Below are 11,457 nucleotides of genomic sequence, written 5' to 3'. Positions count from 1 at the left end.
TCCTACATTTGTTGCAACGTGCCGAACCTGTTACGCCATGGTTGCCAGCCTTGGCGCAGGTCTTCAAGCTTGCAAACGGCTGACAGCCATGGCCTCACAGGCATGACCACGTTGCAACAAATGTGAGCGGATTTATCCGCGATGCGCCGCGCGGGCGGCGCTCGATTTCGCAGGCGCCACAAACCTATCGCCATACAACTGGAGGCCATCCTGCGATCTCCTGACGATCACCTCGCTGCCGTTACGCGGACACAAAAAACCCATCACAAGATCGTCCAATTTTCAGCAAGGTCCTACTTCCCCGCAAACCATTTCCTACGTTACCGCCAATCCCAAGGATTTATCCTACACCCCGTGTCGACACCCGTCTGATTGTCCGGGGAAGGCCTGCTCTCTAGGCTAACCGGGTCGCTGTCGGTTCAGCGATCGGGTGTGGAAACCCGGCAGGTAATCGGAATGGCAGTTGTCATGGCAGCTGCACGCGGGAGGCCTTATGGCCTGCCGGGGTTCCGATAGCCCGGCTTTCCACCCCGTGTGCAGCCGCCACCCTTCGCGTGGAAACGGATGGTGCCGGCCAACCTCTATCGGAGTTTGGCTATGAAAAAGATTGTCCCGGATCCACCCCTCCCCAACACCACACAACGCCCTTTCAGCCGCTGCGATGCCGGCCACCCCCCGTTATTCACAGTAAACCCTGGCGTCTCTGCCCACGATGCCCTGGTGCATGTCGCCCAATACCTGCGCGGTGCCTATGACTGTGGATACAAAGCCTTGGAGCACCTGGATGAAACCGGCAAGAGCCTGTTCTGGAGCAACCTGAATGCAGTCGAGATGGCAGAAGGGCTGATTGAGGCATTGCTGGATGGGATTGAGTCGCAGCCCATGAATTGATATCGCCCGTGCCGGCCTCTTCGCGGGTGAACCCGCTCCCACAGGATCACCGCAGGTTCTGAAGCTGTGCAGTACCTGCGGGAGCGGGTTTACCCGCGAAGAGGCCGGCACAGCAAATGCAAAAGGCCGGCTCCCTATAGAGGGAGCCGGCCTTCACGCTTAGAACTTACAGGCTGTTATTTACCCGCAGTCAGCGCGTTATAGCTGGTCATCAGGTTGCGATAATCCGGAATGTGGTTGGAGCACAGCGCCGCCAGCCCTTCCACATCGTTGCGCCAGTCGCGGTGCAGCTCACAGGCCACGCCGAACCAGGTCATCAGCTGCGCACCGGCCTGGCTCATGCGGTCATGGGCGGCGTCGCGGGTCATTTCGTTGAAGGTGCCGGAGGCGTCGGTCACCACGAACACGTCGAACTCTTCTTCCAGGGCTGCCAGGGCCGGGAAGGCTACGCAAACCTCGGTTACCACGCCGGCAATGATCAGCTGCTTCTTGCCGGTGGCCTTCACCGCCTTGACGAAGTCTTCGTTGTCCCAGGCGTTGATCTGGCCTGGGCGGGCGATGTACGGGGCGTCCGGGAACAGTGCTTTCAGCTCTGGCACCAGCGGGCCGTTGGGGCCTTGCTCGAAGCTGGTCGTGAGGATGGTCGGCAGGTTGAAGAACTTGGCCAGGTCAGCCAGGGCCAGTACGTTGTTCTTGAACTTGTCCGGCTCGATGTCGCGGACCAGGGAAAGCAGCCCGGCCTGGTGGTCGACCAGCAGTACGGCGGCGTCGTCTTTGTTCAGGCGGTTGTAGGTGAATTTGCTCATGGTCCGTGCTCCTAAGGGTTATGAATTTTTCAGCAATCCGGGGTGTTTCGCGTTGATGGGCACAGATTAAAATCATCCCCTTCACGGCGGTAGACTGCGAAAATTGCCTTTAGCGTTCCATCTGGAGAACGATCATTGGAAGACCTCAACTCCCTCTACTACTTCACCCAGGTTGTGGAGCACGGTGGCTTCGCTCCGGCTGGCCGGGCGCTGGACATGCCCAAGTCGAAGCTCAGCCGGCGCATCTCCGACCTTGAGGAGCGCCTGGGCGTGCGCCTGCTGCACCGCACCAGCCGCCATTGCTCGCTCACTGAAATCGGCCAGGCCTACTACAACCGCTGCCTGGCCATGCGCGTGGAAGCCGAGGGCGCGGCGGAGATCATCGAGCGCAATCGCAGCGAGCCGCGTGGGCTGGTGCGCATCAGCTGCCCGACCACCCTGCTGAATTCCTGGGTCGGGCCGATGCTGACCCGCTATATGCTCAAGTACCCGCAGGTAGAGCTGTTCATCGAAAGTACCAACCGCCGCGTCGACCTGTTGCACGAGGGTTTCGACATCGCCCTGCGGGTGCGTTTTCCGCCGCTGGAGAACACCGACATGGTGATGAAGGTGCTCAGCAACAGTACCCAGTGCCTGGTCGGCCACCCACAATACCTGGCGCAATTGCCCGAAGGTTTCGACCCGCAGCTGCTCGGCACGCTGCCCAGCGTGCATTGGGGCAGTGCCCAGCGGGAGTATCAGTGGGAACTGTTCCAGGGCGAGGACAACAGCCGCAGCATCGTCATCCCCCATACCCCGCGCATGGTCACTGACGACCTGTTCGCCCTGCGCCATTTCGTGGTGGCAGGGGTGGGTATTGCGCACTTGCCACGGGTGGCTGTGCGCGAGGACCTGGCGGAGGGCCGCCTGGTGGAGCTCATTCCGGACTGGCATCCACGCTGCGGCATCGTGCATGCGATTTTCCCGTCGCGGCGCGGGTTGCTGCCGTCGGTTCGATCGCTGATCGATCATCTGGCCGAAGAGTTCGCAATCAGCGATATGGCTTGAGTCAGGTAAAGCCAGGTAAAGCACACACATACAAGACCCCTGCCCTACCCTTCATCCACAGTCCCGGATCATAACCCCCGGAGCCCCCATGATCCGCGCCACCCCCGGACCAGGCCGCGCCCTGCTCGCCACCCTCGCCCTGTGCCCGGCACTCAGCCAGGCCGACGAACCCGGCTGGTCGCTGCTCAGCCGCAATTACTTCCTGCACAGCGACTTCCGCTCGCCCTCCGCCAGCGGCCAGAACTACCGCCAGGAATGGGCCCAAGGCTTCATCGGTGAAATCCGCTCCGGCTTCACCGAGGGCACCGTCGGCGTAGGCATCGACGCCCACGGTTTCCTTGGCCTCAAGCTCGACGGCGGCCGTGGCCATGCCGGTACCGGCCTGCTGCCGCGCGACGGCGATGGCCGCGCCGAGTCCGACTACTCCAGCGCCGGCGCCGCGCTCAAGCTGCGCCGGGGCAACACCCAGCTGCGCTACGGCGAGATGACCGTGGAAACCCCGGTGTTCGACACCGGCGACAAACGCCTGCACCCGGAATACGCCAGCGGCTGGTTGGTGGACAACACCGACCTGCCAGACTGGCGCCTGCAGGCCGGGCATTTCACCGCCTTCAACAACCAGGACAACAGCTCGACCCACGATGATTTCAACGGCTATGGCGCCAGCACCCACAACCGGGCCATCAGCCTGGCCGGCGCCACCTTCGCGCCCGCCGGCCCTTTCGGCGCTGCGCTGTATGCCGGGCAGCTGGAGGATACCTGGCGCCAGGCCTACCTGAACCTGAACCTGGCCGAGGGCAACTGGCGCCTGGACGGCAACCTGTACAACACCCGCGACACCGGCAACGCCAGCGCCGGGGCGATCGATACCCTCGCCTACAGCCTGCTGGCCAAGTACAGCATGGGCGCCCAGGCGCTGAGCCTGGCCTACCAGAAGGTCGAGGGCGATACCCCGTTCGACTTCGTCGGCGGTGACTCGATCTACCTGGCCAACTCGATCAAATACGCCGACTTCAACGGCCCGGGCGAACGCTCGTGGCAGCTGCGCTACGACCTGAATTTCGCCACCCTCGGCGTACCCGGCCTGAGCCTGATGGGCCGCTACGTCAGCGGCCGTGGCATCGACGGCAGCCACGCACCGGCGGGTGGTGCCTACGTCAACCAGTACGGCCAGGGCGGCAAGCACTGGGAGCGCGACATCGACCTGAAGTACGTGGTGCAGTCCGGCGCTGCCAAGGACCTGAGCCTGTCGTTCTCCCACGTCAGCCATCGCGCCAACCAGGCCCAGGCAGGCGACGACATCGACCGCTTCTACCTGATCATCGAATACCCACTCAAAGGCAGCTTCTGATATGAGCAATTCCCCTTCAGGCGCCTGGAGCCCGTTGCGCAACACCACCTTCCGCATGCTGTGGATTGCCACCATCGCCTCCAACATCGGCACCTGGATGCACGAAGTGGGCGCCGGCTGGCTGATGACCACGCTGTCGTCCAACCCGCTGCACGTGGCGCTGATCCAGGTGGCCGGTTCGCTACCGATGTTCTTCCTGGCCCTGCCGGCGGGGGCAGCAGCAGATATCGTCGACAAGCGTCGCTACCTGCTGCTGGTGCAGTTGTGGATGTCAGCGGTTGCCGTGGTGCTGGCGACCCTGACCTTGCTGGGGCTGATGAACGTTACCCTGCTGCTGGGACTGACCCTGGCGCTGGGCATCGGCACGGCACTGATGATGCCGGCCTGGAGTGCACTGACGCCGGAACTGGTGGGCAAGCAAGACCTGGCCAATGCAGTGGCCATCTCCAGCGTCGGCATCAACGTGTCCCGCGCCATCGGCCCGGCCCTGGCCGGGGTGGTGGTAAGCCTGGTCGGGCCCTGGCTGACGTTCGCCCTGAACGCGGTTTCGTTCGCCGGCGTCATCCTTGTGCTGTTGCTGTGGAAGCGCGAAGTGAAAGAGCCGCTGCTGCCGGCCGAACGGTTTATCGGCGCCATGCGCACCGGCCTGCGTTTTGCCCGCAGCGCCAAGCCGTTGCAGGCTGTGCTGCTGCGGGCCTTGGCGTTCTTTTTCTGCGCCAGCGCCGGCACCTCTTTGCTGCCGTTGATCGTACGCGGCGAGATGCATGGCACGGCCGCCGACTTCGGCCTGCTGCTGGCCGCCATCGGCATTGGCGCGGTGGCCGGTGCCACCTTGCTGCCACGCCTGCGCGAACGCATCAGCCGGGACCGCCTGGTGCTGCTGGCCAGCCTGCTGTATGCCCTGTTCCTGCTGGCCCTGGCGCTGGTACGCAACTTTTATGTGTTGCTGCCGGCGATGCTGCTCAGCGGTGCGGCGTGGATCGCCGTGCTGTCCAACCTGCAGGTGGCCGCGCAGACGTCGGTACCGGCCTGGGTGCGGGCACGGGCGTTGTCGGTGTACATCCTCATCTTCTTCGGCGCCATGGCCGCTGGCGGGTTGCTGTGGGGCACGCTGGCCAGCCATGCGTCGATCACCTTGAGCCTGCTGCTGGCTGCTGGCGGCCTGGCGCTGGGTACCCTGCTGACCTGCAAAGTGACCCTGCCGGAAACCGAGGCCGAAGAGCTGACGCCGTCGCTGCACTGGCCGGTGCCGGTGCTGAGCGATGACATGGACAAGGACAGCGGGCCGGTGATGGTGACTGTGGAGTACCACATCGACCCGGCCAAGGCCGACGCATTCCAGCAGGCGACCCGTGAGCTGGAGGCGATGCGCAAGCGCAATGGCGCGTTGTCCTGGGGGTTGATGCGCGACAGTGCGGACCCGGCGTTGTGGCTGGAGTTCTTCTTCGAGGAATCGTGGCTGGAGCACCTGCGCCATCACCATCGGGTGACCCGTGGTGAGTTGAAGATCGAGGCGCGGGTGCGGTTGCTGCAGACCGAGGGGGTGCAAGTGAAGATCAGGCATCTACTGGCTGGTGGGGAGCACAAGGCTCACCACTGATACTGACCTTCGCGGCCCTATCGCCGGCAAGCCAGCGCCCACAGGATTACACAGCTCTCAAGGCCAGTAGAGGTCTTGTGGGAGCTGGCTTGCCGGCGATAGGGCCAGAACAGTCACACAAAAAAGGGGGCCAGATACTGGCCCCCTTCTTCACATCAGCTCAGCTTAGAAGGCAAAGCACGAGCAACCCAGTGAACCCCAGAAGCCCTGGAAGTCGCTCACCGGCACACTCGACTTGCGCGCCTTGTCATGGCTGTGCGCATGCACCCCACACGGCCCGGAGCACTGGTGCACCGCCGCTGCCAGCGACGGGGTACCAACGCGCCAGTGCCCCGGCACCTTGGTCACTGGCGACCATTCCGGCAGCACCGGTACCTGCGGCGGGCCGAGCTTGTCGAATTCACCCGCGCCGTACACCACCTTGCCATCGACAACGGTCAGCACCGACTCGATGCCCTTGATCGCTTCTTCCTCGACGCTGAAGAAGTCCAGCGACAGCGCCGCCAGGTCAGCCAGCTGGCCGACCTTGATCTGGCCCTTCTTGCCCTGCTCGCTGGAGAACCACGCACTGCCCTGGGTGAACAGTTGCAGGGCGGTATCGCGGCTCAGGCCTTCGGGGTACAGCTCCATGCCGCCGACGGTCTTGCCGCTGACCAGCCAGTACAGCGAAGTCCACGGGTTGTAGCTGGACACGCGGGTGGCGTCGGTACCGGCACCCACCGGCACGCCCATGTCGAGCATGCGCTTGATGGGTGGGGTCTGCTCGGCGGCCTTGGCGCCGTAGCGGTCGACAAAGTATTCACCCTGGAAGGCCATGCGGTCCTGGATGGCGATACCGCCGCCCAGCGCACGCACGCGCTCGATGTTCTGCGGGGTGATGGTTTCGGCGTGGTCGAAGAACCACGGCAGGCCGTTGAACGGGATGTCGCGGTTGACCTTCTCGAACACGTCGAGCATGCGCGTGATCGATTCGTTGTAGGTGGCATGCAGGCGGAACGGCCAGCGCTGCTCGACCAGGTGGCGCACCACCGGCTCCAGCTCTTCTTCCATGGTCTGCGGCAGGTCCGGGCGCGGTTCGAGGAAGTCCTCGAAGTCGGCAGCGGAGAACACCAGCATCTCGCCGGCGCCGTTGTGGCGCAGGAAGTCGGTACCGCTGTGCAGCTTGACGCTGGAGGTCCACTTCCTGAAGTCGTCCAGCTCTTCCTTGGGCTTCTGGGTGAACAGGTTGTAGGCGATGCGCACGGTCAGTTGGTTGTTGTCGGCCAGCTCCTGGATCACCGAGTAGTCGTCCGGGAAGTTCTGGTAGCCGCCGCCGGCATCGATGGCACTGGTCAGGCCCAGGCGGTTCAGCTCGCGCATGAACTGGCGGGTGGAGTTGACCTGGTATTCCAGCGGCAGCTTCGGCCCTTTGGCCAGGGTCGCGTAGAGGATCATCGCGTTCGGACGGGCGATCAGCATGCCGGTCGGGTTGCCGAACTTGTCGCGCTGGATCTCGCCACCGGGCGGGTTCGGCGTGCTCTTGTCGTAGCCGACGGCCTTGAGCGCGGCGCGGTTGAGCAAGGCGCGGTCGTACAGGTGCAGCAGGAAGACTGGCGTGTCCGGGGCGGCCTGGTTGATTTCTTCCAGGGTCGGCATGCGTTTTTCGGCGAACTGGAATTCGTTCCAGCCACCGACCACGCGCACCCACTGCGGGGTGGGCGTGCGCGCGGCCTGGTCCTTGAGCATGCGCAGGGCATCGGCCACCGAGGGTACGCCCTCCCAGCGCAGTTCCAGGTTGTAGTTCAGGCCGCCGCGGATCAGGTGCAGGTGCGAGTCGTTCAGGCCCGGAATGACAGTGCGCTGCTTGAGGTCGATGATCTGCGTGGTGGCGCCCTTGTGGGCCATGGCCTCGGCGTCGTTGCCCACGGCAACGAACCGGCCATCCTTGATGGCGACGGCGGTGGCGGTGGGCTTTTCGCGGTCAACGGTGTGCAGTTTGCCGTTGAACAGAATCAGGTCGGCGGTCATGGAACCTCCTTGGGTGGATGCGTGAGCGGAACCGGCTTGGCCGGTGAATGGCAATGCGGACCAGAGCGCACCGGCAGCACCGAGCACCGTGCTGGTGGCGAGGAACTGGCGACGGGTCTGGTCGTTGCGGTCCTGGGACATGGGGTTCTCCGTCTCGGGGGCGGCGGCAGGCGCAACTGCGGAGCATGCCGGTTGGTGCCGGGCCAAGGCTTGGATGGATGTGCGGTGGGTTGTAGAAGGTTAGCCCTGATCAGGTTTTGTGCTGCCAGGCCTGGCCTCTTCGCGGCGGTTCGACGCCTCGAATGCCCCAGCGCAATTACTGCTGAAGGAACGCCAGCAAATCCTCATTCAGCTGCTGCGCGTGGGTCACCGCAAACCCATGCGGCGCCCCGGCATACACCTTCAGCTCAGCCCCACGAATCAGCTCCGCCGCCTGCTTGCCGGTGGTCTCGAACGGCACGATCTGGTCGGCATCGCCATGAATCACCAACGTCGGCACATCGATCTTGGCCATCTCCGCACGGAAGTCGGTTTCGGAGAACGCCGTCACACACTCCAGGGTGCCCTTGATCGACGCCATCGGCGCGATGTTCAACGTGCTCATGTCGGTATCTCCTTGAAACTGTCGAGGGAAAGGCGTGGCTCAGCCGCGCAGCCACGTGGCACAGCGGCGGGTTACCCAAGGCATGATGTAGAACACCACGGGCAGGATGACGAACAGGTTGACGATCAGGTTGCCGGTGATCGGGCCGCCCAACTGGGGGAAACGGGCGAACAGCGGCGCCAGCAATTGCGGGATGACCATGGTCATCGGACAGATCACCAGGTAGGTAAGCAGCGCCTGCTTCCAGCGCGGTGGCTGCGCGGCCGTGGTGCTCGGCGGGGTGAACCAGAACTCCGGGTCATCGTGGACCTGGGTATGGTCGCCGCCTTCGAGCAGCGGCAGCACTTCGCTGACCAGCGCCTGGCGCTCAGCCGAGTTGACCCAGGCCTGCAGCAAACTGGCATCGGCGAAACGCACCACGGTGGTGAAGTGCAGCCCGCCGTCGTCGGGGCGGATGACGTTGACGTCCAGGTGCCCCGGCTGGTGCCGCGCGGTGCTTACTGTGCGCTTGAGCCATGCTTCGTAGTCGGCCAGCGACGCGGCGCGAACCTTGTGCTGGATGACCAGGGTCACCACGTTGCGGTTGTCCTGGAGTGCGGTGTTCATCGGCGTTCCTTGGGATGAGCTTGCCCGCATCCACTGTGCAACGGTGAACGGGCAGAGGATTGGATGGGTGTGCTGCCCTTGCCGGGCACCGACCGTCGGTGCCCGGGGCGTAGCGGTTTACTTGCTGGCGTTGAAGGCGTTGTAGCTGGTCATCAGGTTGCGGTAGTCAGGGATGTGGTTGGAGCACAGCGCGGCCAGGCCTTCCACGTCATTGCGCCAGTCGCGGTGCAGCTCACAGGCCACGCCGAACCAGGTCATCAGCTGCGCACCGGCCTGGCTCATGCGGTCATGGGCGGCGTCGCGGGTCATGGCGTTGAAGGTGCCGGAAGCATCGGTCACCACGAACACGTCGAATTCTTCTTCCAGGGCTGCCAGGGCCGGGAAGGCCACGCACACTTCAGTCACGACGCCGGCAATGATCAGCTGCTTCTTGCCGGTGGCCTTCACTGCCTTGACGAAGTCTTCGTTGTCCCAGGCGTTGATCTGGCCTGGGCGGGCAATGTACGGGGCGTCCGGGAACAGTGCCTTCAGTTCCGGTACCAGCGGGCCGTTGGGGCCTTGCTCGAAGCTGGTGGTGAGGATGGTCGGCAGGTTGAAGAACTTGGCCAGGTCGGCCAGGGCCAGCACGTTGTTCTTGAAGGCATCCGGTTCGATGTCGCGGACCAGCGACAGCAGGCCCGCCTGGTGGTCGACCAGCAGTACGGCGGCGTCGTCTTTGTTCAGGCGGTTGTATTTGAAGTTGGTCATGGTCGGTGCTCCAGAAGGTTTGGATTGTTCAGTAAGTTGGGTGTTTCGCGTTGATGGGAGAAGATTAAATCCATCACCTTTTCAGCGGTAGATAGCGGTTTTTGGCTTTAGCGTTCTGTTATGTGAACGATGGGTTGGCGCTGGATTTGCTGGCCCCTTCGCGGGTGAACCCGCTCCCACAGGGACTTCACCAAACTCAGAGCTGTGGGAGCGGGTTCATCCGCGAAGAGGCCGGCACAGGTTCACATTGCCTGCGACGGCAACCTGCTCTATTACTACCCACAGCCTTCCCTCACCCCCCGAGACTTCCATGCTGGCGTTCATCCAGTCGTCCCCGTTGTTGCTCGGCTCCGCCCTGATCCTGCTTGACCTGATGCTCTGGCAGCTCATTCCTGTACAGCGCCGCGCCTGGCGCATCGGCGCACGGCTGGTGATATTCCTGCTGTTCAGCTCGGTGCTGGTGGCGGCCGGCATGAGCCCGCTGCAACCGCCACCCTGGCCTGACGATGTTTCGCGCAACCTGATGGCCACGGTGCTGGCAATCGGCTGGTGGCTGTTTGGTGCGCGCACGATCACCGTGGTGTTCGGCCTGCTGCTGGTGGCCAGGGGCAGCCATGGCGGCCGGCTGCTGCAGGATGTACTGGGCGCGCTGATATTCCTGATCGCAGTGGTCGCTGCTGCAGGCTATGTGCTGCAGCTGCCGGTAAAGGGCCTGCTGGCCACGTCCGGGGTGATGGCCATCGTCATCGGCCTGGCGCTGCAGAGCACGCTGGCCGACGTGTTCAGCGGCATCGTGCTGAATACCACGCGGCCCTATCAGATCGGCGATTCGATCTCCATAGATGGCACCGAGGGCAAGGTGGTGGATATCGACTGGCGGGCCACGCGCATGATCACCGGCACCGGCAGCCTGGCGGTCATCCCCAACTCGGTGGCGGCCAAGGCCAAGCTGCTCAACCATAGCCGCCCGGCCGATCGCCACGGGGTATCCATCAGCGTGGTGGTGCCGGCCAAGGTTCGCCCAAGGCGGGTGTTCGACGCCCTGGAAAAGGCCTTGCAGGGCACCAGCGCCCTGCTCGCCTCGCCAGCGCCCAAGGTTTCGGTGAAAACCTCGACACTGGAGTCGGTGGAGTACGAAGCCAGTGGTTTCATTACTGACGCCGCACTCAAGACCGAAGCGCGCAACCAGCTGTTCGACCTGGCCCACCGGCACCTTGAGGCCAGCGGGGTGATGTGGAATGTCGACCTGGCGATGCCGCCGCGCAGCCGCCAGCGCGAGGTGCTGGATGAAGTGCGGGTGTTCCGCTCGTTGAGCGATGAAGAACGCGATGCACTAAGCCAGCGCATGACGACAGTGGAGTACCTGGCCGATCAGGTGATCCTGGGCGTGGGCGAGCATTCCGATCACCTGCTGGTAATCGGTAGCGGTGTGGTCTCGGCAGCGGTGCGCGATGGCGACAAGCTGCTGGAAGCCGGGCGCATGGGGCCGGGTGAGGTGCTGGGGGTCGAGGGGATCATTGACGAAGAAGATTCGTTTGCCGAGTTCCGCACCCTGACCAGCTGCGTGTTGTACCGGATCGACAAGGAACAGGTGAAGAGCTGCCTGGTACAGCGCGGCGAAGTGCAGACGGCGTTGAGCAAGTTGCAGCGCTTCCGGCGGCAGAGCCGGGAGTCGTTGCTGCTGCAGAAGCCGGCCCTGATCAAGAAGGGCGGCTTCCTTAGCTGGTTGCACAAGTAAGCCTGTACTGGCCTCTTCGCGGGTAAACCCGCTCCCACGGGTACATCACAAGTCTCGAAA

At 63.7% G+C, this 11,457-nt stretch carries 9 protein-coding genes and 1 pseudogene; 5 read left to right on the top strand and 5 right to left on the bottom strand.

Annotated features, from left to right (window positions below; all coding sequences use genetic code 11):
- Positions 1 to 597 precede the first annotated feature (597 nt).
- Positions 598 to 891: a hypothetical protein gene (locus HP547_RS07695; RefSeq protein ID WP_172285950.1), complete on the top strand. Its 294-nt coding sequence runs from the start codon at positions 598 to 600 to the stop codon at positions 889 to 891.
- A 176-nt stretch (positions 892 to 1,067) separates the two neighbouring features.
- Here the strand turns inward: HP547_RS07695 and ycaC (HP547_RS07690) are convergent, their stop codons facing one another.
- On the bottom strand, positions 1,068 to 1,697 hold the full coding sequence (gene ycaC, locus HP547_RS07690; protein ID WP_172222571.1) for an isochorismate family cysteine hydrolase YcaC: 630 nt from the start codon (positions 1,695 to 1,697) through the stop codon (positions 1,068 to 1,070).
- Positions 1,698 to 1,832: 135 nt separating this feature from the next.
- Between ycaC (HP547_RS07690) and HP547_RS07685 the strand changes: the two genes are divergently transcribed.
- The 3 genes from HP547_RS07685 to HP547_RS07675 all read left to right on the top strand — a co-directional run bounded on the left by HP547_RS07685 (position 1,833) and on the right by HP547_RS07675 (position 5,695).
- A complete protein-coding gene (locus HP547_RS07685; RefSeq protein WP_172285949.1) occupies positions 1,833 to 2,744 on the top strand; it encodes a LysR substrate-binding domain-containing protein in 912 nt (303 codons plus the stop codon).
- 88 nt (positions 2,745 to 2,832) lie between these two features.
- Positions 2,833 to 4,095 (top strand): OprD family porin, encoded by a 1,263-nt coding sequence (locus HP547_RS07680; RefSeq protein ID WP_172285948.1) that lies wholly within the window; start codon positions 2,833 to 2,835, stop codon positions 4,093 to 4,095.
- Position 4,096: 1 nt separating this feature from the next.
- Positions 4,097 to 5,695: an MFS transporter gene (locus HP547_RS07675; RefSeq protein WP_172222556.1), complete on the top strand. Its 1,599-nt coding sequence runs from the start codon at positions 4,097 to 4,099 to the stop codon at positions 5,693 to 5,695.
- Between the two features lie 165 nt (positions 5,696 to 5,860).
- Here the strand turns inward: HP547_RS07675 and HP547_RS07670 are convergent, their stop codons facing one another.
- The 4 genes and pseudogenes from HP547_RS07670 to ycaC (HP547_RS07655) all read right to left on the bottom strand — a co-directional run bounded on the left by HP547_RS07670 (position 5,861) and on the right by ycaC (HP547_RS07655) (position 9,659).
- Entirely contained in the window at positions 5,861 to 7,843 is a 1,983-nt protein-coding gene (locus HP547_RS07670) for an amidohydrolase (RefSeq protein WP_172222553.1), read from the bottom strand.
- Positions 7,844 to 8,018: 175 nt separating this feature from the next.
- Positions 8,019 to 8,303 (bottom strand): annotated as a pseudogene (locus HP547_RS07665) (alpha/beta fold hydrolase); the annotation flags it as partial.
- A gap of 42 nt (positions 8,304 to 8,345) precedes the next feature.
- The gene (locus HP547_RS07660) at positions 8,346 to 8,912 is read right to left on the bottom strand and encodes an antibiotic biosynthesis monooxygenase (RefSeq protein WP_172222546.1); all 567 of its coding nucleotides are present in this window, start codon (positions 8,910 to 8,912) and stop codon (positions 8,346 to 8,348) included.
- Positions 8,913 to 9,029: 117 nt separating this feature from the next.
- Positions 9,030 to 9,659, bottom strand: coding sequence for an isochorismate family cysteine hydrolase YcaC (gene ycaC, locus HP547_RS07655; protein WP_172222542.1), 630 nt, complete (start codon positions 9,657 to 9,659; stop codon positions 9,030 to 9,032).
- A 310-nt stretch (positions 9,660 to 9,969) separates the two neighbouring features.
- Here ycaC (HP547_RS07655) and HP547_RS07650 point away from each other — a divergent pair, with 310 nt between their 5' ends.
- On the top strand, positions 9,970 to 11,397 hold the full coding sequence (locus HP547_RS07650; protein ID WP_172285947.1) for a mechanosensitive ion channel family protein: 1,428 nt from the start codon (positions 9,970 to 9,972) through the stop codon (positions 11,395 to 11,397).
- Positions 11,398 to 11,457 lie beyond the last annotated feature (60 nt).

The organism is Pseudomonas sp. CM27, assembly GCF_013179515.1.
Taxonomy (GTDB): Bacteria; Pseudomonadota; Gammaproteobacteria; order Pseudomonadales; family Pseudomonadaceae; genus Aquipseudomonas.
This window is presented reverse-complemented; position numbering and strand designations above follow the sequence as displayed.

What these genes read in the sequence shown, in the direction of transcription:
- HP547_RS07695 (WP_172285950.1), top strand. Translation starts at nt 598, where the DNA reads ATGAAAAAGATTGTCCCGGATCCACCCCTCCCCAACACCACACAACGC.
- ycaC (WP_172222571.1), bottom strand. Translation starts at nt 1,697, where the DNA reads ATGAGCAAATTCACCTACAACCGCCTGAACAAAGACGACGCCGCCGTA.
- HP547_RS07680 (WP_172285948.1), top strand. Translation starts at nt 2,833, where the DNA reads ATGATCCGCGCCACCCCCGGACCAGGCCGCGCCCTGCTCGCCACCCTC.
- HP547_RS07675 (WP_172222556.1), top strand. Translation starts at nt 4,097, where the DNA reads ATGAGCAATTCCCCTTCAGGCGCCTGGAGCCCGTTGCGCAACACCACC.
- HP547_RS07670 (WP_172222553.1), bottom strand. Translation starts at nt 7,843, where the DNA reads ATGTCCCAGGACCGCAACGACCAGACCCGTCGCCAGTTCCTCGCCACC.
- HP547_RS07660 (WP_172222546.1), bottom strand. Translation starts at nt 8,912, where the DNA reads ATGAACACCGCACTCCAGGACAACCGCAACGTGGTGACCCTGGTCATC.
- ycaC (WP_172222542.1), bottom strand. Translation starts at nt 9,659, where the DNA reads ATGACCAACTTCAAATACAACCGCCTGAACAAAGACGACGCCGCCGTA.
- HP547_RS07650 (WP_172285947.1), top strand. Translation starts at nt 9,970, where the DNA reads ATGCTGGCGTTCATCCAGTCGTCCCCGTTGTTGCTCGGCTCCGCCCTG.